This window comes from Sphingomonas sp. LY29 (assembly GCF_035593985.1).
Taxonomy (GTDB): Bacteria; Pseudomonadota; Alphaproteobacteria; order Sphingomonadales; family Sphingomonadaceae; genus Sphingomicrobium.
The window spans coordinates 973,853-993,023 of record NZ_CP141587.1; the positions used below are offsets into that span (position 1 = coordinate 973,853).

Here is a 19,171-nt window from a genome sequence, read left to right on the forward strand (position 1 = left end):
GGAAGCGAACCATGGAACCCCGGCAACTTCGGTTGCCGGGGTTTACTCGTTTCTGGGGCCTAGAGGCTTCCCGCATCCAGTTCCGCCAGCCGCATCCGCCGCGCCCGATCGGGCAGCGGATATTTGTTGCCGTTGGCGCAATTGAACAGCACTACCCGCTCGTTGCGATCGACCAGACCCCGGTCGAGCGCCGCGCGCCATCCCGCGACGACGGCGCCGCCTTCGGGGCAAAGCAGCATTCCTTCGTCGCCCGCGACATCCTCGACCGCTCGGGCGATCGCTTCCTCCTCGACCGCGATGGCGGCGCCGCCGCTTTCGCGCACCGCGCGCAGGATCAGGAAGTCGCCGACCGCCTTGGGAACGCGAATGCCGGTGGCCATCGTGGCCGCCCCTTCCCAGCGTTCCGCAAACTCCTCGCCCGCCTCGAACGCGCGGACCATCGGCGCGCAGCCGGTCGCCTGCACCGCGATCATGCGCGGGCGCTTCGATCCGATCAGGCCGATCTTCTCCAGTTCGTCGAAGCCCTTCCACATGCCGATCAGGCCGGTGCCGCCGCCGGTGGGATAGAAGATCGCGTCGGGAAGCTCCCAGCCAAGCTGCTCGGCGAGTTCGAGCCCCATGACCTTTTTGCCCTCCAGTCGATAGGGCTCCTTCAGCGTCGAGCAGTCGAACCAGCGCCCCGCCGCCGCGCCTTCGCCGACGATGCGACCGCATTCGTCGATCTGGCCGTCGGCGACGATCACCTCGGCGCCGAGCGCGGCGGTCTCGCGGATGTTGAGTTCGGGGGTCTCCTGCGGACAAATCACCAGCGTGTCGATGCCAGCGCGGGCGCCATACGCGGCGAGCGCGGCGCCGGCATTGCCGTTGGTCGGCATGGCGATGCGAGTCACGCCGAAGTGCCGCGCCATGCTCACCGCCGCCGCCAGCCCGCGGGCCTTGAACGAACCGGTCGGCAAGCGTCCTTCGTCCTTCACCAGCGGCGGCCGGGCTCCGTGATTGGTGCCGGTCTGGACGAGTTCGATCAGCGGCGTTTCCGGTTCGCCCAGGCTTACGGGCTCCGACCCAGCGGGAAGCGGAAGCAGTTCGCGCCACTTCCACATGCCCGCGGGGCGCTTCGCCAATTCTTCGCGGGTCAGGACGGCGGCGACCTTGTCGAGATCGTAGCGCGCCAGCAGCGGTCTTCCTGCGCGCGACAGATTTTGGAGACGGTCGGAGTCGTAGCGCTCACCGGTCAGCGAGCATTCGAGGTGGGTCATGAACATGGGCAAGCGCCTAGCGCAGCGATGCCCACTCCGCGACCCTTCGCTTTCGACGAAGTGACGAAGAGCAGCGACGAACAGTCCGCGCGGCCATTTGTCATGTTGTATCATCCTGTCCTACAAGTCCGACATGCAAAAGATCTCCACATCGCTTCTCGCGCTCTCGCTCGCTCTTCTCCCTGCCAACGCCTTCGCGCAGACGACCACGGCCCCCGCCGCGCAGCCCGACCATGTCGACGATCACCACGACCACGCCAACGACGTGATCGTGACCGGCACCCGCAAGAGCATCGACGATGTGCTTGGCGGCGTGTCGGTCGTCGATGGCGCCGATCTCGCGCGCGAGGTCCGGCCCAGCATCGGCGAGACGCTCGCGAAGCAGCCGGGCGTCAGCGCGACCAGCTTCGGACCCGCCGCGTCGCGCCCGATCCTGCGCGGCCTTGGCGGTGACCGCATCCGCATCCTGACCGACGGCATCGGCAGCCTCGACCTGTCGTCGTCGAGCGCGGACCATGCGGTCGCGATCAACCCGCTGACCGCCGACCGCGTCGAAATCCTGCGCGGCCCTTCGGCGCTTCTGTTCGGATCGTCGGCGATCGGCGGTGTCGTCAACGTCATCGACTCGCGTATTCCGCGCCGCGATCCCGAACGGCCGCTTCATGCCGAGGGCATGGCCGGTTACGGCTCGGCCGCCAACGAACGCTCCGCCAGCCTGTCGGTCGACGTTCCGCTCGGCGCGGGCTTCGTCCTTCATGGCGACGGCAGCTGGTCGAAGAGCGACGATCTCGACACCGGCGGCTACGTCCTCTCGCGGCCACTGCGCGAGGAGGCACGCGCGAGCGCCGACCCGGACGTCCGCGCGCTTGCCGACCTGAAGGGCGAACTGCCCAACAGCGCGGCGCGATCCAAGGAATTCGCGGGCGGAATCGCCTACGTCGATGGCGGCTTGAATGCGGGCCTGTCGATCACGCGCCACACCGCGCTTTATGGAATCCCGTTGCGCTACTCGCTCGAGCCCGGCGCCGAGGTCGAGGCGCCGACGCTAGACGTTCGCTCGACACGATATGACGGGCGCATCGAAGTGCCGATCGGCGGCGCGTTCGAGGCGATCAAGCTCCGCGGCGGCTATTCGCGCTATCGCCACGACGAGCTCGAAGAGAGCGGCGAGATCGGCACCAGCTTTTTCACCAACGGCGGCGAACTTCGCGCCGAGGCAGTGCAGAACGAGCGTGGCGGTTGGGGCGGCACCAGCGGCCTTCAATATGTCGACAAGTCGGTCCGCATCCGTGGTGAGGAAAAATACCTCCCCGACGCGCGGCAGAAGCAGGCCGGCCTCTTCACCCTGCAAAGCTATCGCGCGGGTGACTGGCGGTTCGAGGCGGGGGCGCGGATCGAGCGTTCGACGCTGACCGCCGAGGCCGACGATCAGCTTGGCACCGACGCCGGACGCCGCCGCTTCACCACCGTCTCGCTGTCGGGCGGCGCGCTCTACGAGTTCGCGCCGGGATGGCGCGCCGGGATCAACCTTGCCCGCTCCTCACGCGCGCCGGCGGTCGACGAGCTGTTCGCCAACGGTCCGCACGCGGGCACGCAGGCGTTCGAGATCGGCGATCCTGATTTGAAGGCCGAACGCAGCCTGGGCGGCGAACTGACGCTGCGCCGGACGGCGGGCCCCGTCCGGCTCGGCCTGACCGCCTTCCACAGCCGCTTCACCAACTTCATCTACCAGTCGCCGACCGGCGAGATCGAGGACGACCTGCCCGTCTACCTCTATTCTCAGGGCAAGGCGCGTTACTCGGGGATCGAGGTCGAACTGACCTCGCCGCTCGGGACGGCCGCGGGGATCGATTGGGGAATGGAAGCGCAGGCCGATGCGGTTCGCGCGACGATCAAGGGCTATGGTCCTGCGCCGCAGATCCCGCCGGTGCGCCTGCTCGGTGCGCTGACCGCAAGCCGCGGGCCGATCGATGGGCGGGTCGAGGTCGAGCGGGCGTTCAAGCAGTCGCGGACCGCGCCGCTGGAGACCGAAACGCCGGGCTACACCCTGCTCAACGCGTCGGTCGAATGGCATCCGCTGACCAGTCGTCCCGACCTGGTACTCGGTCTGGCCGCGAACAACATCTTCGATGTCACCGCGCGTCGCCACTCCAGCTTGCTGAAGGATTACGCCCCGTTGGCGGGGCGCGACATCCGCCTGACCGCGCGGTTCGACTTCTAAAGGTCGATCCCGCTGGCGATCGCCTCGAGCTTGCGGACCCGTTCCTTGAGGTCCGCAATTTCGATGCGTCCGCCGGCGGGGGGCAGGTCGGGTTCGCCCATGCGGCTGGCAAGTTCCAGCCGCTTGAAGTCGAGCCACCCCTGCCATCCCTTGAGCGCGGCCATCGCGGCGCCGCCCAGGGCAACGATCGAGGTTCCCCCGATCAGGCCAATCGATAGCGCGTCCATGGTCATTTCTCCGACCGGAGGGCTTCGATCTCGCGAGCCAGTTCGTCGTTCTGGCTGTTGAGGTGGTGGTCGATCGCCATCATGCGGCGGTCGTTCTCGTCCAGCTCGGTACGGAGCGCGTGGATCGAGGTGCGGCCTTCGCCAACCTTGCCCATCTTGTCATATTCGCTGACGCGTTCGCTGCTTCCGGCCTTCTTCTTTTGCGCGAAGAAGTAGATCGCCATCGCGGCATAGGCGACGACTGCAATCTCCCATTCGGTGAACAGCGCGAGGGCGACGAAGCCGATGCGAAGGAAGGTCGGGTCGACGCTGAAGCGGCGGCCGAGCTCGGAGCAGACCCCGGCGATCTTGCGATCGTGGCGATCCAGCGAATAATTGGTTTTCAACGACATTCCCCTTTGTCCTTCCCGATTATTTGGCCGCGTTCAGCGCGGCTTTGAGTTCTTCGAGTTCTGCATCGACCGCCGTGGCGGCGCGAAGCTCCGAAATCTCTTCCTCCAGGCTCTTCGGCCCGGTGAGGCCGAGTGCGTCGGCGCGTCCTTCGGCAAAGTCCGCGCGGCGTTCGAGCAGCTCGAACTTGGCGAACGCTTCCTCGGTGCGGCTGCCGTGCAGCATCTCGCTGGTGCGGGCGCGGGTCATCGCGCTCTCGAACCGGCTGTTGATCGCGGCCTGGCGTGCGCGGGCCTCGGCAAGCTTTGCCTGAAGCCGCTGGATGTCGGCTTCGTAGCCCTTGAGCACCGTTTCGATCTGCGCGATCTCGGCATGAATTCCTTCGGCCATTTCGGCCGCCTTCTGCTTTTCGACCAGCGCGGCGCGGGCCAGGTCTTCGCGACCCTTTTCCAGCGCGAGGCCGGCTTTTTCGGTCCACCCATTGGCCAGGTCGTCGAGCCGGTTGCAGGAGCGGCGAAGCTCCTTGATGTCGGCGATCGACCGGGCGGCGGTGGCCCGCACCTCGACCAGCGTCTCTTCCATCTCGACGATGATCATGCGGATCATTCGGGCCGGGTCTTCCGACCGGTCGAGCAATTCCGTCATGTTCGCCGCGATGATGTCGCGGGTCCGGGTGAAGATCGGGCCCGACAGGATGCCGGCAAGCGGCGCGAAACGGCTAACCGTTTCCGTCTGCTGTTCGGCAACCCGCGGAATGCGGATGGCCGGACGGGCCACGATCGGTTCGAATTCAGGCATAGGTGACAACTTCCACGTTGGCGGCCGAAACGGGGGCCGGAGAAATCGCGGCGCTGACCGCGATCGAGCTCATCAGGAGCGACGCGAAGGCCGCGACCAGATGACGATGAAACTTCAGACCGGACATTTTATTCTCCCTTTTTCATGGCCCTCGGCTTGGTGCGTCGGGTCCATGCCTCAACTGTTTCAAGTGCCGTGCCAATTCGAGTTTTCCGCCAAAAATGGGATATTCGGCGGCGGAATGGGGAGGAGTTGGCGTGAATTCCCACCAGCAGTTGGGAATTCCCACGACTTTGCCGCGCGGGAACCGTGGCGTGCGTCGTTCGCTGGTGCCGCAATCAGATTTTCACCTGAAAGGGACCATCATGTTTGCCAAGATTTTGGGCGCGATCGCCGGAGAGAAGCTCGCTGGACGCAACAACAAGGCCGCGGGCGCGCTGCTGGGCGCCGCGGTGCCGGTCATCGCTCGTCGCGGGCTCGGCCCGCTCGGCTTCGCGCTAGCCGCCGGTTACGGCGCCAAGAAGCTGATCGACTATTCGCGTGGTCGCAAGGCAGCGGAATCGCGCCGCCGGAACAGCCGCGCCGTCTAAGCCGGCACGGTAAGTCAGTAAGGATCAGGCCTCGGCGCCTCGCCGGGGCCTTTTTCTTCGCCTTCGTAGTAAGGTTCGACGGTGCCCTTGAGCTTGACCGTCATCGGATTGCCGAAGCGATCGCGGCTCTTGCCCGCGGCGACGCGGATCCAGCCTTCGGAAATCGAATATTCCTCGACATTGGTCTTTTCGACACCGTTGAAGCGGATGCCGACGCCATGCTTCAGCACGTCCTGGTCGAAGTGCTCGTTGCGCGGGTCGAGGCTGAGGCGGTCGGGGAGGTCTGGCTTGTCGGTCATGCCGACCGCCTAGCCGCTGGCACGCGGCCCCGTCAATTCGACGAACGGCGGGGCGACACGCGTTGCCTTGCACGCCGCCCATCGCCAAGGTCCCGCGCGAACCAACACCTCGGGGGACTCTCATGCGTCATATTTCGCTGCTGCTCGGCTGCTCTCTGTTCGCGGTCGCCGTGCCGACCCTTGCCGCCCAGCAGCCGACGCCCGCCCCCACCCCGCCGGTCGCGCCGCCGATCCCGCAGCCGGGCCAGGCCGAACCAATCCAGCAGGACGTGCCGCCTGGGATCGCCCCCGCGCCGGGGACCGCCGGTCTCAAGGGTCCGAAGTGGAACGTCAACGTCCCCCACGGCCCCGGTCGCACCGTGCCGATCGACACGCGCAAGGGCACGTGGATGAGCCTCGACGTGTCGCCCGACGGACGCGAGATCGCGTTCGACCTGTTGGGCGACATCTATACCGTGCCGATCGGCGGCGGCGAAGCACGCGCGATCTCGACCGGCCATTCGTGGGACATGCAGCCGCGCTATTCGCCCGATGGGCAGGAGATCGCGATCACGTCCGACCGCGGCGGCGGCGATAATATCTGGACGATCCGCCGCGACGGCTCCGCCCCGCGCCAGATCACCAAGGAAGATTTCCGCCTGCTCAACCAGGCCGACTGGTCGCCCGACGGCAGCTTCATCGTCGCGCGCAAGCATTTCACCTCGTCGCGCTCGCTCGGCGCGGGCGAGATGTGGCTCTACCACCGCAGCGGCGGGGACAAGGGCTCTGGCGTGCAGATGACCAAGGCGCGCACCAAGCAGAAGGACACCAACGAACCCGCCTTCTCGCCCGATGGCCGCTATCTCTATTTCTCCGACGACGCGACTCCCGGCGACACGTTCGAATATTCGAAGGATCCGAACGGGCAGATCTACGTCATCCAGCGGCTCGACCGGCAGACCGGCACGATCGAAACCTATGTCGACGGTCCCGGTGGCGCGATCCGTCCGACCCCGTCGCCGGACGGCAAGACCTTGGCCTTCATCCGCCGCGTCCGGTACAAATCGACGCTGATGACGATGGACATCGCGTCCGGACGCATCACGCCGGTCACCGACATCCTCGACCGCGACATGCAGGAAACTTGGGCGGTCCACGGCGTCTATCCGGGGATGAGCTGGACCCCTGACAGCAAGTCGATCGTGTTCTGGGCGAAGGGCGGGATCCACCGCGTCGACGTGGCCAGCCGCGCCATCTTCGAAATCCCCTTCCACGTCACCGGATCGCGCTTCGTCGAGGATGCGGTTCGCCAGCAGAAGGAAGTCGCGCCCGCCAGCTTCAAAACGAAAATGGTCCGCTTCGCCACCAAGAGCCCCGACGGGTCGCGCACCGTCTATGAAGCGCTTGGCAATTTGTGGATCGCCGACGGCAACGGCGCCAACCCGCGGCGGCTGACCCGCGGCGCGGAAATGGAAAGCTACCCGACCTTCTCGCGCGATGGGCGGCAGATCGCCTATGTCGGCTGGACCGATGACAAGGCGGCACGGATCAAGGTGGTGTCGGCGGGCGGCGGCGAGGGTCGCGTCGTCACCAGCGAGCCGGGCCATTACGTCGAGCCCGCATTCTCGCCCGACGGCAGCATGATCACCTATCGCAAGACCAGCGACGGCTTCCTGACGACGCCGCTCTACGGCCGCGATCCCGGTCTCTACGTCGTCCCCGCGCGCGGCGGGGCGGCCAAGCGCGTCGCGAAAAGCGGCGGCCAGCCGATGTTCGGCGCGGCCAACGACCGCATTTTCTTCACCGCGTCGGGACCTGAGGGCAAGCGGCTGCTGAAGTCGGTGTCGCTCGCCGGGACCGACGAAGTCACGCACCTCGTCTCGCAGAACGCAGCGCGGTTCGCGCTGTCGCCCGATGAGCAGTATGTCGCCTGGACCGAGCGCTACCAGGCCTATGTGACGCCGTTCGTTCGTTCGGGCCGGGAAATCGAAATCGCGCCCGAGGGCAAGGCGCTGCCGCAGTCGCGGCTCAGCGTCGATGCGGGCGACTGGATCCACTGGTCGGGCAACGGGCGCACGCTCTACTGGAGCCAGGGTCCGAACCTCTACGGCCAGAATGTCGGCGCCTCGAACGCCTTCACTGGCGGCAAGCAGGCGCCCGCGCCTCTGGTCGCGCAACTCGGTATCGTTGCCGAACAGGTCAAGCCATCGGGCCGCATCGCGCTGACCGGGGCGCGGATCGTGACGATGCGCGGCGACGAAGTGATCGAGGGCGGGACGGTGGTGATCGAAGGCGATCGCATCATCTCCGTCGGGCCGACCGCCGCGGTGTCGGTACCGGCGGGCACGCGCACGATCGACGTCACCGGAAAGACGATCATCCCCGGCCTGATCGACGCGCACTGGCACGGGCCGATGGGCAGCGACCTGATCGTGCCGCAGCAGAATTGGGTCCACGCCGCTGCGCTCGCTTATGGCGTGACCACGGTGCACGACCCGTCGAACGACACCGCCGAGATCTTCGCCGCGGCGGAATATCAGAAGGCGGGCAAGATCCTCGGGCCCCGCATCTTCTCGACCGGCACCATCCTTTACGGCGCGACGACGCCATTCACGGTGGAGGTGAACAGCCTGGACGACGCGCTGTCGCACCTGCGGCGCCTGCAGGCATCGGGCGCCTGGTCGGTGAAGAGCTACAACCAGCCGCGGCGCGAACAGCGGCAGATGGTGATCCAGGCCGCGCGCCAACTGGGGATGGAAGTTGTTCCCGAAGGCGGTTCGCTGTTCGAGCACAACATGACGATGATCGCCGACGGTCACACGACGATCGAACATTCGCTGCCCGTCGCCAATGTTTACGACGACGTGCTTCAATTCTGGCGCGGCAGCGGCACCGCCTACACGCCCACGCTGATCGTCGCGTACGGCGGCGCGTTCGGCGAAAATTGGTGGTACCAGAAAACCAAGGTGTGGGAGGAGCCGATCCTGTCGCGCTGGGTCCCCCGCCCCCTGCTCGATGCGCGCTCGCGCCGACCGGTGATGTATCCCGACGAAGAGAATAATCTGCAGTCGATCGCCAACGTCGCACGACAGGTCAGCGAGCTTGGCGTGCCGGTGTCGATCGGCGCGCACGGGCAGCGCGAAGGCCTTGGCGCGCACTGGGACCTGTGGAGCTTCGCCCTCGGCGGAATGACTCCGCTGCAGTCGCTCAAGACCGGCACGATCAACCCGGCGCGCGCGCTCGGCCTCGACAAGGACCTTGGCAGCGTCGAGCCTGGCAAGCTGGCCGACCTCGTCATCCTCGACGCCAACCCGCTGGAGAACATCCGAAACTCGACTAGCGTCTCGATGACGATGGTCGGCGGCCGCCTGCTCGACCGTAATCTTCAGGTGGTTGCGGGCAATGTCCCGGGCAGCGCGTCGGGCTTCAAGCCCTTCTGGTTCCACGAGCAAGCCGGCGGAAGCTTCACTGCCGGCGCGAGCGTCGGAGTGCCACACCAAGACTGATCATTATCGTTTTTCGATATTGTCGATTGACAATAAGCGCAGATTGCATATTGTTTTTCGATATTGAGGATATCGGAGAACGATGATGACCATCACCAGATCGAATTCGGACCCGTTGCTCACCACCGCGCGATACGTCCTTGGTGGGGCAATGGGTCTTTGCGCCTTTGCAACGACGATGACCGCGATCGGTCTCGGCGCCGTGCTGACCGTCCAGCGGCAGGAGATGAACGACAAGCTGGCGCTCGAGGGCGTAGCGGACGGCGGCTATCTCGCGGTGGTCGCGGGTATGCTCCTGATCGGCGCGCTGCTTGCGCTGACGTTTCTCTTCCTGCGCGAACTCTTCCGCATCGTCGGGTCGGTGCGAATGGGCGACCCGTTCGTTCCGATCAATGCCGACCGGCTGCAGCGCATGGCGTGGATGAATCTCGTGATCCAGTTCCTCTTGGTTGCCGTGGCCTCGATTGCGGTCTGGTTCCGCAAGATGAGCACTGCCCTCCTCGCCGAGGACGCGCTTAACCTGGCCGTCGGCGCGACTCTGCTGACGCTGGTGCTCTTCATTCTGGCGCGGGTGTTCCGGGTCGGCGCGGCGATGCGCGAAGAGCTGGAAGGGACGATCTGATGGCGATCATCGTCAAGCTCGACGACCGGCTTCACGAGCGGCGGATGACCCTCACCGAACTTGCGGAGCGGGTCGACATCACGCTGGCCAACCTGTCGATCCTGAAGACCGGCAAGGCGCGCGCGATCCGCTTCTCCACGCTCGAGGCGATCTGCCGCGAACTCGATTGTCAACCTGGCGACATATTGGCGTTCGACGCCACCGGTTGAGGCACGAGGCGGAACAATCTAGGGGGTTCGCGACTCTAAAATATCGATCGCCGGCCATCGGCGGCGGAAAGGTGAGGATGAGCGAACCCCAAGCGCGCCCCAATCGGCCGGCGCTGGCCCTGCATGTGCCCGAGCCGGCGTATCGGCCGGGCGACGCGCCCGACTTCTCGTCGATCGTCGTCCCCGCTGCTGGCGAAGCGCCGCGGCCCGACGTCGGTGCCGACGCGAAGGAAACGCATCCGCTGACCAACCACCTGGTGCGCGTGCTCGATGACGAAGGTCGCGCGACGGGGCCATGGGATCCGCGCCTCGACCCCGATACCCTGCGCAAGATGCTGACCGACATGAAGACGGTCCGCGTGTTCGACGACCGAATGTATCGCGCGCAGCGGCAGGGGAAGACCAGTTTCTACATGAAGTGCACGGGTGAGGAGGCGATTGCGGTCGCCGCCGCCACCGCGATGGACCCCGAGGACATGCACTTCCCGACCTATCGCCAGCAGGGCCTGCTGGTCGCGCGCGGCTATCCGCTGCGCCAGATGATGTGCCAGATTTACTCGAACGCGGGCGATACGCTGAAGGGTCGCCAGCTACCGATCATGTATTCGGACAAGAAGCACGGCTTCTTTTCCATCTCGGGCAACCTCGGCACCCAATATCCGCAGGCGGTCGGCTGGGCGATGGCGAGCGCGATCAAGGGCGACAGCCGCATCGCGATGGGCTGGATCGGCGACGGCGCGACCGCGGAAGGCGACTTCCATTCAGCGCTGACCTTCGCCGCGGTCTACCAGGCGCCGGTGATCCTGGCGGTGGTCAACAACCAGTGGGCGATCTCCAGCTTCTCCGGAATCGCGGGCGCCGAGCAGGCGACCTTCGCTGCGCGCGCGGTCGGCTATGGCATCGCCGGCCTTCGCGTCGACGGCAATGATGCGCTCGCGGTCTATGCGGCAGTGCGCTGGGCATCGGAGCGGGCGCGGACCAACAGCGGACCGACGCTGATCGAGTTCTTCACCTATCGCGCCGAGGGGCATTCCACCTCCGACGATCCGACCGGATATCGACCCGCCGGCGAAGCGCAGGCGTGGCCGCTGGGCGATCCGATCGCGCGGCTGAAGGCGCATCTGGTCGCGCTGGGCGAGTGGGACGACGAGCGCGACGCAGCGCTCGACAAGGAAATCGACGCCACGGTCCGCGCCGCGCAAAAGGATGCGGAAAAACAGGGCATCCTTCCCGAACAGGGCCGCGACAACATCGCGGGCATGTTCGACGACGTTTATGCCGAGGTGCCGTGGCACATCGCCGAGCAGCGCGAAGAAATCCTGGAAGAGGCGCGCGGCTGATGGCGACGATGAACATGATCCAGGCGATCAACGACGCTCACCGCGTGATGATGGCCAAGGACGAGAGCGTCGTCGTCTATGGCGAAGACGTCGGCTATTTCGGCGGCGTGTTTCGCGCGACGGAAGGCCTGCAAAAGCAGTTCGGCAAGACCCGCGCCTTCGACGCGCCGATTTCCGAGGGCGGGATCGTCGGCACTGCGGTGGGCATGGCGGCCTATGGCCTGAAGCCCGTGATCGAGATCCAGTTCGCCGACTACATCTACCCCGGCTACGACCAGATCGTCAGCGAGGTCGCCAAGATGCGCTATCGCACCGCGGGCGAATGGACTATGCCGATGGTCATCCGCTCCCCCTACGGCGGCGGCATTTTCGGCGGGCAGACGCACAGCCAGAGCCCCGAAGCGCTGTTCACCCACGTCGCCGGCCTGAAAACGGTGATCCCGTCGAACCCGCACGACGCGAAGGGCCTGCTGATCGCGGCGATCGAGGATCCCGATCCGGTGATCTTCTTCGAGCCCAAGCGCATCTACAACGGCCCGTTCGACGGACATCACGACCGCCCGGTCACGCCGTGGGCGAAGCGCGAGGAAGCGCAGGTCCCTGACGGCCACTTCACCGTGCCGCTCGGCAAGGCCGCGATCGTCCGCCCGGGCGAGGCGCTGACCGTGCTGACCTATGGCACCATGGTCCACGTCGCGCGTGCCGCTGTCGAGGAGAATGGCATCGACGCCGAGGTCATCGACCTGCGCACGTTGCTTCCGCTCGATATCGAAGCGATCGAGGAAAGCGTGAAGAAGACCGGCCGCTGCCTCGTGGTGCAGGAAGCGACGCGCACCTGCGGTTACGGCGCCGAGCTTGCCGCGCTGGTGCAGGAGCGCTGCTTCTATCACCTCGAGGCGCCGGTGATCCGCGTGGCGGGTCCCGATACCCCTTATCCGCATGCCTACGAATGGGCCTATTTCCCGGGGCCGAAGCGCCTCAAGGCCGCTCTCAAGAAAGTGATGGAGTCCTAATGGCGACCTATCAGTTCAAGCTCCCCGACATCGGCGAAGGCATTGCCGAGGCCGAGATCGTCGCATGGCACATCGCGGTCGGCGACCGGGTCGAAGAAGACCAGCAGCTCGCCGATATGATGACCGACAAGGCGACGGTCGAAATGGAAAGCCCGGTCGCGGGCACCGTGACCAAGTTGGCCGGCGAAGTCGGCGACCAGATCGCGATCGGGTCGGTGCTGGTCGAGATCGAGACCGAAGGCACCGCCGCCGCGCCCGAAAGCCGCGACGAGCAGCCGCTTGGTGACGGTGCGGTCGTCGCTACCGAGGCGCAGGAGGAAGCGATTCCGACCAGCGCGACGGAGGAAGCGCCTACCCCGCCGGCACCAGCGCCTGCAACCGCGCCTGCACCGGTCGCACCTCGCGCCGAATCTGCGCCGACGCCTGTGACCGATCATGCCGAAGCAGCGAAGGTGCTCGCCTCGCCGGCAGTGCGCCAGCGTGCGCGCGACCTGGGCATCGACCTGGGCGACGTGAAGATCGCAAGCGATCGCATCCGCCACGCCGACCTCGATGCGTATTTGCTCTATCATGGCGGTGGCGTCAGCCACGGCGGCGGCGCCAAGCGCGCCGACGAGACGATCAAGGTCGTCGGGCTTCGTCGCAAGATCGCGGAGAATATGCAGGAGGCCAAGCGCCGCATACCCCACTTCACGCTGGTCGAAGAGTTTGACGTCACCGACCTGGAAGAGACTCGCGCGATGATGAATCGCGATCGCGGCGACAATCCCAAGCTGACGTTGCTCCCATTCCTCATCACCGCGATGGGCAAGGCGCTGGTCGATTGGCCGATGCTCAACGCGACCTTCGACGACGATGCCATGCAGCTGACCCGTCACGGGTCGATGCACCTTGGCATGGCGACGCAGACTCCCGGCGGCCTGATGGTCCCCGTCATTCGCGACGCGCAATCCAGGAACGTGTGGCAACTCGCACGCGAGGTCGCGCGGCTTGCCGATGCGGCCAAGTCGGGCAAGGCCTCACGCGACGAACTCAGCGGATCGACGATCACTTTGTCGAGCCTCGGCCCGATGGGCGGCGTCACCTCGACCCCGGTCATCAACCGGCCCGAAGTCGCGATCATCGCGGTCAACAAGCTGCGCGAAATGCCGGTGATCGTCGATGGCGACCTGGAAGCGCGCAAGCTGATGAACCTCAGCCTCAGCTGCGACCATCGCGTCGTCGATGGCTGGGACGCGGCGAACTTCCTGCAGACGATGAAGTCCTACATCGAAAACCCGCTGCGGTTGCTGAGCGCCTGATGTCCCGCGCGGGGTCGGCGTCGCTGGCGCTCGGCACCTGCGCGGTCGCCGCCGGCGCGGCGTTCCTGTGGGACGTCGGCGCCCTGCCCGGCATGGCCAGCAGAAACGCCGCGGCCTTTGTCGTCGGGTTGGCTCTCGGGTGGGGCTCTCACGCTCTTGCTCGCCGGCATTGGGGCGCCGCGGCGCTGTTCGCGCTTGGCACCGTCGTCCTTGCGCTGGTTCTGTTGGTCGGGGCCGAGGTCGACGGCGTTCGCCGCTGGCTCCCGCTCGGCCCGTTCGATGTCCAGCCCGCGCTGATGCTGGTGCCGCTGCTGCTGGCGATCGCTGCCAGCCGCGAAGGCCGCCACTGGCGTGCGCTGATCCTGCTGCCGATGGCGCTGGTGGCTCTGCAGCCGGACGCGGCGACCTTGTCCGCGCTGGCCGCCGGAATGGTCGCGCTGATGGTCCACGCCAGTGTCCATTCGCGTCGCGGCTGGTCGCGGCGGCGCACCTCGATCGCGGTCGGCGCTTTGTTCGTGACTGTCGTCGGGATTGTCGTTGCAGGGATCCGCACCCCGCCCCCGGTCGCGTTTGTCGAAGGGACGATCGAGATTGCGCGGTTGAGCGGGACGCCCGCCATCCTGCTGCATCTTGCCGCGGTCGCGCTGATGATCGCCGCGCTCGCGGCGAGCGGCGATGCGGACGGCATCGCGCTTGCGGCTTATTTCACCGTCGCGGCGGTCGTCGCGGCATTCTGGGCGTTCCCGATGCCCGTCGCCGGCGCCGCGCCTAGCCACCTGGTCGGCTTCGGCCTGGCGCTTGGGTGGGTCGCGACGGGACGGCGACGCGCCGCCCCGTTCGGCCCTCCGTCCTAGGCGGCTAGCCGCTCGACTTCGAGGAGGCCGTTGGCGATCCCGGCGTCGCGCTGTTCGGGTCCGACCGCGATCCCGTCGGCGTGGACGAATTCGGGCACGATACCGATGAAGCCGAACGCCGCCTGAAGGTAGCTCTTCACATGTTCGAAAGCGTTGCCGTCATCGTAGAAACCGCCGCGCGAGATGGCGACGATGACGCGCTTGTCGCCGACGAGGCCTTCGGGCTTGCCTTCGGCGCTGTACTGGAAAGTCGTGCCCGCGACGAGGATCCGGTCGATCCACGCCTTGAGCTGGCTGGGAACGGTGAAATTGTACATCGGCGCACCGACCACGATCGTGTCGGCGTCCATGAACTCGGCGAGGATGTCGGCATCGCCCGATCCGCCCAGCGTGAAGTGCGCCAGCGGCGTCGCGACGAGATCGCGCTGGACGACGCGCTGATCGAGGTTCTGCGAGACGAGTTGGTCGGTGATGGCACCGGTCAACTGGCGGCTGACGCTGACGTCGCCGGTAATGCTGCTGTCGATCTTGAGGATGGTCATCATCTGGTCCTTGGTATTGATTTGTGCCTGAGACGCTTTAAGTAACCGGGCATGGACCAGCTACAAGACGGCATTAATTTGTTCGCTAGGCACAGCGATGTGCCTGCCCCCGCCGAGGCCAAGGATGCGAATATTTCGCACGACAGCAGCGCTTGTCGGCGCGTCACCCCCGTGCTCAACCGGGTAGGCGACAAGTGGAGCATGCAGATCGTGATGGCACTGGCCAACGGACCGCAGCGTTTTTCCGAACTGAAGCGCGCCATCGATGGCGTGTCGCAGCGGATGCTGACGCTGTCGCTGCGCGGGCTTGAGCGCGACGGACTGATCTCGCGCCACGTGACGCCGACGATTCCGCCGCGGGTCGATTACGAACTCACCGACTTGGGAGTCTCGCTTCGCGAGCCGGTCAACGCACTCGGCCAGTGGGCGACCGAACATATCGACTGCATCCGCGCCGCACAGGCGCGGTTCGACGCCAAGGCCGATTCGGACTGACCGGGACGCCGCCACTCGATCGCACGGCCGCCGAAGAGGTGGCGCGTCGAGGTGTGGCGGCCCTTGAGGGCGGAGATGGCGCGGCGGCCCGTGAGGCATTTTCGTCGCTGATCGATGCAGGCTTCGGCACCGTCCCGATGCGGCTGATGCTGGTTCGCGCCTGCAAGTTCGAAGGTAATCTGGAGTGCGAGGCGGCGGCGCTCGATGCGCTGCTGGAGGCCAGCCCCGACAATTTGAGCGGCCTGCTCCTTCGCGCCGATTGCCACCGTCGATCCGAAAACCCCCGTGCGACCGCTGCCTTTTTCCAGCGCGCCCTCGATCGCGCCCGATCGCTCGGGCCACAGTCGCCGGAGATCGTTGCCGACCTTCGCTCCGCACAAGATTATATCAATGCCCAGGCGCGCGAATTCAGCCAGTCGATCCGCGATGCCGTCGCGACGCTCGATCGGGCGGATGGCCTACGGCTTTCGCACACGGTCGAAATATTGAATGGCGAACGCGACATTCATCCTCAGCAACCCAGCGTTCTCTACGTCCCCTACCTGCTTCAGCGGCAATATTTCGAGCGCGACGAATTTGAATGGGCTGCCGCCTTGGAAGACGAAACCACGGCGATACATGACGAGCTGGCTGCGCTGCTCGAAGCGGACGCCGAGTTCCGGCCCTACGTCGAGGCCGAGGCGGACCGGCCGCGCAAGGACTTTGCCGGTCTGCTCGACGATCCCAGCTGGAGCGCTTTCTATCTGTGGAAGGATGGCGCGCTGGTCGAGGAGAATGCCGCGCGATGCCCCCGGACCGTGGCCGCGCTGGGAATAGTCCCGCTGAGCCGCATCGGCTCGCGGACCCCGTCGGTGCTCTTTTCGATGCTCCGACCGGGCGCGCATATTCCGCCGCATCATGGCATGCTCAACAGCCGCCTCATCTGCCACCTGCCGCTGATCGTGCCTGCCGGCTGCTGGCTGCGGGTCGGCAACGAACGCCGCGAAGTCGAGGCCGGGCGGATGATGATCTTCGACGACAGCATCGAACATGAAGCGAAGAACGAGAGCGACCAGACGCGCATCATCCTGTTGTTCGACATCTGGCGGCCCGAACTCAGCGAGCATGAGCGCACCGGTATCTCCGCCATCTTCGACGCGATCGACCGCTTCAGCGGCCTGCCCGACGCCTAGGCGCTTGCACCCGCGCGGCGAGGCTTTACGGCAGCGGGAATGAGTATCGACCTCGACGCGCTGAAGGCCCTCGACGACAAGCTTCGCTTCCTCAGTGCGTGGACGATCCACCACGCGAACCACGTCCGCGAATCCGGCGACGGGCTGAAGGTCGGCGGACACCAGGCAAGCTGCGCGTCGATGACCGCGATCATGGCCGCGCTTTACTTCCACGCGCTGGGCCCCAACGACCGCGTCGCTGTGAAACCGCATGCCGGTCCGGTGCTTCACGCCATCCACTATCTGCTCGGGTCGCAGTCGCTCGACCAGCTGAAGAACTTCCGCGGGTTCGGCGGCATGCAAAGCTATCCCAGCCGGACCAAGGACCAGATTCCGGTCGACTTCTCCACCGGATCGGTCGGACTTGGCGTCGCGATCACCGCCTTTGCCAGCCTGGTGCAGGATTATCTGACCGCGCACGGCCTGATGGACGAGGCCGATCGCGGCCGCTTCGTCGCGCTGATCGGCGATGCCGAACTCGACGAAGGCAATATCTACGAGTGCCTGATCGAGGCGTACAAGCACGACATCCGCAATTGCTGGTGGATCGTCGACTATAACCGCCAGAGTCTCGACGCGACCTCGACCGACCGCATGTTCGAACGCTTCGACGAGATTTTCGCGTCGTGCGGATGGCGCACGGTCGAGCTGCGTCATGGCAAGCGACTGGCGGCGGCGCTGGCCGCGAACAAGCCGGTCGCCGACTGGCTCGACGCGCTGCCCAACGCCGACCATTCGGCGCTGCTTTACCAAGGCGGCGCGGCATGGCGTTCGCGGATCGAAGGCGATGCAGGCAAGGCCGCGTCGGGTTTCCTCAAGGGCCTCGATGATGATGCGCTGGCCGCGCTGATGAGCGACCTTGGCGGACATTGTCTCGAAACGCTGACCGAGGCGTTCGACGCGGCGCAGGATGATGTCCCGACGCTGTTCGTCGCATGGACGGTCAAAGGCTTCGGCCTGCCCTTTGCAGGACACAAGGACAATCATTCGGGCCTGATGAATCCGACGCAGGCGCATGCGATGCGCGACGCGATGGGAATATCGGAGGGCGATGAATGGACGCCGCTCGCCGGGATCGGCGACAACCAGCGTCCGGCGGTCGAAGCACTGGTCGAACGGAGCCGCATCGTTCGCGAGAAGCGGCCGCGCGACTTCGGGCGGATCGACATTCCCGCCCTGCCCGCCCCGACCGGCGAGGAGCAGTCGACCCAGGCCGCTTTCGGTCGCGTACTGCTCGACCTCGCGAAGACTGGCGCGCCGATCGCCGAACGCATCGTCACGACCTCGCCCGACGTGACCGTGTCGACCAACCTTGGAGCGTGGGTCAACCAGCGAGGACTATTCCGGCGCGAGGCGGCAAAGGACGTTTTCGCTGCGGCAAAGATTCCGTCAGCGCAAAAATGGGCGGCGACAAGGGACGGCCAGCACATCGAACTCGGCATTGCCGAATCCAACCTGTTCCTGATGCTGGCGGCGCTCGGACTGTCGGGCGATTTGTTCGGTGAGCGCCTGGTGCCAATCGGGACGCTCTACGATCCTTTCATCGCGCGCGGCCTCGATAGCCTCAACTACGGTTGCTACCAGGACGCGCGCTTCTTGCTAGTCGCGACGCCGTCGGGCGTTACGCTCGGGCCGGAGGGCGGTGCGCACCAGTCGATCAATCCCCCGCTGATCGCGCTCGGCCAGCCGGGGCTACGCCATTACGAACCAGCCTACGCCGACGAGCTCGCGGCGATGATGGAGGAGGCATTTCGGCTGATCGACGATCCGGCCGGCGAGTCCACTTATCTCCGCCTGTCGACGCGGTCGATCGCCCAGGTCGAGCGCACCGACGACCGGTGGAAGGCCGACGCGCTGAAGGGCGGGTACTGGCTTCGTGAACCCGGTGAGGGCTCCGAGGCCGCGATCGTCGCGATGGGCGCGATCATGCCCGAGGCGCTGGCGGCGTGGGGGGAACTCAGCGCCGATCTTCCCGGTCTCGGCTTGCTCAGCATCACATCGCCCGATTTGCTCCACCGCGGCTGGACCGCTGCGCAGGCGGCGCGCTGGAATGGCGAGCATCGGCCGAGCCATGTCGAGACGTTGCTGTCGGCGCTGGCGCCCGGTGCCGGCCTCGTCACGCTATGCGATGCCGCACCGGCCTCGCTGTCGTGGCTGGGCGGCGTGATCGGCCAGCGCGTGGCGCCGCTCGGCGTCGAGAAATTCGGGCAGACGGGAAGCCTCGTCGACCTCTACGCCGCCTATCGCCTCGACGGCGACGCGGTGACTCAGGGGATCGCCGAATTGCTGTTGCCCCGCACGCCCGTCACCGCCTGAAG

The 19,171-nt window shown here is 66.2% G+C and carries 19 protein-coding genes; 12 read left to right on the plus strand and 7 right to left on the minus strand.

Annotation, left to right across the window (positions count from 1 at the left end):
• Positions 1-59: 59 nt before the first annotated feature.
• Entirely contained in the window at positions 60-1,262 is a 1,203-nt protein-coding gene (locus SH584_RS04955) for a threonine synthase (protein ID WP_324809021.1), read from the minus strand.
• Positions 1,263-1,389: 127 nt separating this feature from the next.
• Between SH584_RS04955 and SH584_RS04960 the strand changes: the two genes are divergently transcribed.
• Positions 1,390-3,477 carry a TonB-dependent receptor gene (locus tag SH584_RS04960; RefSeq protein WP_324809023.1) on the plus strand — a complete coding sequence of 696 codons (2,088 nt, stop codon included), beginning with the start codon at positions 1,390-1,392 and terminating at the stop codon, positions 3,475-3,477.
• Here the strand turns inward: SH584_RS04960 and SH584_RS04965 are convergent.
• From SH584_RS04965 to SH584_RS04980, 4 genes are read right to left on the minus strand one after another with little or no spacing between them, the layout of a single operon-like run.
• Positions 3,474-3,704, minus strand: a complete 231-nt coding sequence (locus tag SH584_RS04965) for a hypothetical protein (RefSeq protein WP_322842367.1) — start codon at positions 3,702-3,704, stop codon at positions 3,474-3,476. The genes SH584_RS04960 and SH584_RS04965 overlap by 4 nt on opposite strands.
• 2 nt (positions 3,705-3,706) lie before the next feature.
• Complete coding sequence (locus SH584_RS04970; protein ID WP_322842281.1) at positions 3,707-4,096, minus strand: PspC domain-containing protein; 390 nt, start codon at positions 4,094-4,096, stop codon at positions 3,707-3,709.
• A gap of 19 nt (positions 4,097-4,115) precedes the next feature.
• Positions 4,116-4,892, minus strand: a complete 777-nt coding sequence (pspA, locus tag SH584_RS04975; RefSeq protein WP_322842280.1) for a phage shock protein PspA — start codon at positions 4,890-4,892, stop codon at positions 4,116-4,118.
• Positions 4,885-5,019 carry a hypothetical protein gene (locus SH584_RS04980; protein ID WP_324809027.1) on the minus strand — a complete coding sequence of 45 codons (135 nt, stop codon included), beginning with the start codon at positions 5,017-5,019 and terminating at the stop codon, positions 4,885-4,887. Before SH584_RS04980 ends, pspA begins: the two co-directional genes overlap by 8 nt.
• 238 nt (positions 5,020-5,257) lie before the next feature.
• Here SH584_RS04980 and SH584_RS04985 point away from each other — a divergent pair, with 238 nt between their 5' ends.
• A complete protein-coding gene (locus tag SH584_RS04985) occupies positions 5,258-5,482 on the plus strand; it encodes a hypothetical protein (protein WP_322842278.1) in 225 nt (74 codons plus the stop codon).
• A 14-nt stretch (positions 5,483-5,496) separates the two neighbouring features.
• Here the strand turns inward: SH584_RS04985 and SH584_RS04990 are convergent, their stop codons facing one another.
• Positions 5,497-5,781, minus strand: a complete 285-nt coding sequence (locus tag SH584_RS04990; protein ID WP_324809029.1) for a DUF3297 family protein — start codon at positions 5,779-5,781, stop codon at positions 5,497-5,499.
• A 122-nt stretch (positions 5,782-5,903) separates the two neighbouring features.
• Here SH584_RS04990 and SH584_RS04995 point away from each other — a divergent pair, with 122 nt between their 5' ends.
• The 7 genes from SH584_RS04995 (at position 5,904) to SH584_RS05025 (ending at position 14,605) form a co-directional block, all read left to right on the plus strand.
• Positions 5,904-9,266, plus strand: a complete 3,363-nt coding sequence (locus SH584_RS04995; RefSeq protein ID WP_324809031.1) for an amidohydrolase family protein — start codon at positions 5,904-5,906, stop codon at positions 9,264-9,266.
• 85 nt (positions 9,267-9,351) lie between these two features.
• Positions 9,352-9,888 carry a DUF2975 domain-containing protein gene (locus SH584_RS05000; protein WP_324809034.1) on the plus strand — a complete coding sequence of 179 codons (537 nt, stop codon included), beginning with the start codon at positions 9,352-9,354 and terminating at the stop codon, positions 9,886-9,888.
• Positions 9,888-10,097 carry a helix-turn-helix domain-containing protein gene (locus SH584_RS05005; RefSeq protein ID WP_322842274.1) on the plus strand — a complete coding sequence of 70 codons (210 nt, stop codon included), beginning with the start codon at positions 9,888-9,890 and terminating at the stop codon, positions 10,095-10,097. The genes SH584_RS05000 and SH584_RS05005 overlap by 1 nt, the downstream gene beginning before the upstream one ends.
• Positions 10,098-10,174: 77 nt before the next feature.
• On the plus strand, positions 10,175-11,437 hold the full coding sequence (locus SH584_RS05010; protein ID WP_324809036.1) for a thiamine pyrophosphate-dependent enzyme: 1,263 nt from the start codon (positions 10,175-10,177) through the stop codon (positions 11,435-11,437).
• Positions 11,437-12,450, plus strand: a complete 1,014-nt coding sequence (locus SH584_RS05015; protein ID WP_324809038.1) for an alpha-ketoacid dehydrogenase subunit beta — start codon at positions 11,437-11,439, stop codon at positions 12,448-12,450. Before SH584_RS05010 ends, SH584_RS05015 begins: the two co-directional genes overlap by 1 nt.
• Positions 12,450-13,751, plus strand: a complete 1,302-nt coding sequence (locus SH584_RS05020; protein WP_324809040.1) for a dihydrolipoamide acetyltransferase family protein — start codon at positions 12,450-12,452, stop codon at positions 13,749-13,751. The genes SH584_RS05015 and SH584_RS05020 overlap by 1 nt, the downstream gene beginning before the upstream one ends.
• Positions 13,751-14,605: an FtsW/RodA/SpoVE family cell cycle protein gene (locus tag SH584_RS05025; RefSeq protein WP_324809042.1), complete on the plus strand. Its 855-nt coding sequence runs from the start codon at positions 13,751-13,753 to the stop codon at positions 14,603-14,605. Before SH584_RS05020 ends, SH584_RS05025 begins: the two co-directional genes overlap by 1 nt.
• On the opposite strand, the gene SH584_RS05030 is transcribed toward SH584_RS05025, so the two are convergent.
• Complete coding sequence (locus tag SH584_RS05030; RefSeq protein ID WP_324809044.1) at positions 14,602-15,147, minus strand: FMN-dependent NADH-azoreductase; 546 nt, start codon at positions 15,145-15,147, stop codon at positions 14,602-14,604. The genes SH584_RS05025 and SH584_RS05030 overlap by 4 nt on opposite strands.
• Positions 15,148-15,198: 51 nt before the next feature.
• On the opposite strand from SH584_RS05030, the gene SH584_RS05035 reads away from it, so the two are divergent.
• Genes SH584_RS05035 through SH584_RS05045 form a run of 3 tightly spaced genes read left to right on the plus strand, consistent with a single transcriptional unit; the run spans position 15,199 to position 19,169 of the window.
• The gene (locus SH584_RS05035; protein ID WP_322842268.1) at positions 15,199-15,642 is read left to right on the plus strand and encodes a winged helix-turn-helix transcriptional regulator; all 444 of its coding nucleotides are present in this window, start codon (positions 15,199-15,201) and stop codon (positions 15,640-15,642) included.
• A gap of 53 nt (positions 15,643-15,695) precedes the next feature.
• A complete protein-coding gene (locus SH584_RS05040) occupies positions 15,696-16,814 on the plus strand; it encodes an aspartyl/asparaginyl beta-hydroxylase domain-containing protein (RefSeq protein WP_324809046.1) in 1,119 nt (372 codons plus the stop codon).
• A 39-nt stretch (positions 16,815-16,853) separates the two neighbouring features.
• Positions 16,854-19,169 (plus strand): transketolase, encoded by a 2,316-nt coding sequence (locus SH584_RS05045; protein ID WP_324809048.1) that lies wholly within the window; start codon positions 16,854-16,856, stop codon positions 19,167-19,169.
• Positions 19,170-19,171 lie beyond the last annotated feature (2 nt).

What these genes read in the sequence shown, in the direction of transcription:
- SH584_RS04955 (WP_324809021.1), bottom strand. Translation starts at nt 1,262, where the DNA reads ATGTTCATGACCCACCTCGAATGCTCGCTGACCGGTGAGCGCTACGAC.
- SH584_RS04960 (WP_324809023.1), top strand. Translation starts at nt 1,390, where the DNA reads ATGCAAAAGATCTCCACATCGCTTCTCGCGCTCTCGCTCGCTCTTCTC.
- SH584_RS04965 (WP_322842367.1), bottom strand. Translation starts at nt 3,704, where the DNA reads ATGGACGCGCTATCGATTGGCCTGATCGGGGGAACCTCGATCGTTGCC.
- SH584_RS04970 (WP_322842281.1), bottom strand. Translation starts at nt 4,096, where the DNA reads ATGTCGTTGAAAACCAATTATTCGCTGGATCGCCACGATCGCAAGATC.
- pspA (WP_322842280.1), bottom strand. Translation starts at nt 4,892, where the DNA reads ATGCCTGAATTCGAACCGATCGTGGCCCGTCCGGCCATCCGCATTCCG.
- SH584_RS04980 (WP_324809027.1), bottom strand. Translation starts at nt 5,019, where the DNA reads ATGTCCGGTCTGAAGTTTCATCGTCATCTGGTCGCGGCCTTCGCGTCG.
- SH584_RS04985 (WP_322842278.1), top strand. Translation starts at nt 5,258, where the DNA reads ATGTTTGCCAAGATTTTGGGCGCGATCGCCGGAGAGAAGCTCGCTGGA.
- SH584_RS04990 (WP_324809029.1), bottom strand. Translation starts at nt 5,781, where the DNA reads ATGACCGACAAGCCAGACCTCCCCGACCGCCTCAGCCTCGACCCGCGC.
- SH584_RS04995 (WP_324809031.1), top strand. Translation starts at nt 5,904, where the DNA reads ATGCGTCATATTTCGCTGCTGCTCGGCTGCTCTCTGTTCGCGGTCGCC.
- SH584_RS05000 (WP_324809034.1), top strand. Translation starts at nt 9,352, where the DNA reads ATGACCATCACCAGATCGAATTCGGACCCGTTGCTCACCACCGCGCGA.
- SH584_RS05005 (WP_322842274.1), top strand. Translation starts at nt 9,888, where the DNA reads ATGGCGATCATCGTCAAGCTCGACGACCGGCTTCACGAGCGGCGGATG.
- SH584_RS05010 (WP_324809036.1), top strand. Translation starts at nt 10,175, where the DNA reads ATGAGCGAACCCCAAGCGCGCCCCAATCGGCCGGCGCTGGCCCTGCAT.
- SH584_RS05015 (WP_324809038.1), top strand. Translation starts at nt 11,437, where the DNA reads ATGGCGACGATGAACATGATCCAGGCGATCAACGACGCTCACCGCGTG.
- SH584_RS05020 (WP_324809040.1), top strand. Translation starts at nt 12,450, where the DNA reads ATGGCGACCTATCAGTTCAAGCTCCCCGACATCGGCGAAGGCATTGCC.
- SH584_RS05025 (WP_324809042.1), top strand. Translation starts at nt 13,751, where the DNA reads ATGTCCCGCGCGGGGTCGGCGTCGCTGGCGCTCGGCACCTGCGCGGTC.
- SH584_RS05030 (WP_324809044.1), bottom strand. Translation starts at nt 15,147, where the DNA reads ATGACCATCCTCAAGATCGACAGCAGCATTACCGGCGACGTCAGCGTC.
- SH584_RS05035 (WP_322842268.1), top strand. Translation starts at nt 15,199, where the DNA reads ATGGACCAGCTACAAGACGGCATTAATTTGTTCGCTAGGCACAGCGAT.
- SH584_RS05045 (WP_324809048.1), top strand. Translation starts at nt 16,854, where the DNA reads ATGAGTATCGACCTCGACGCGCTGAAGGCCCTCGACGACAAGCTTCGC.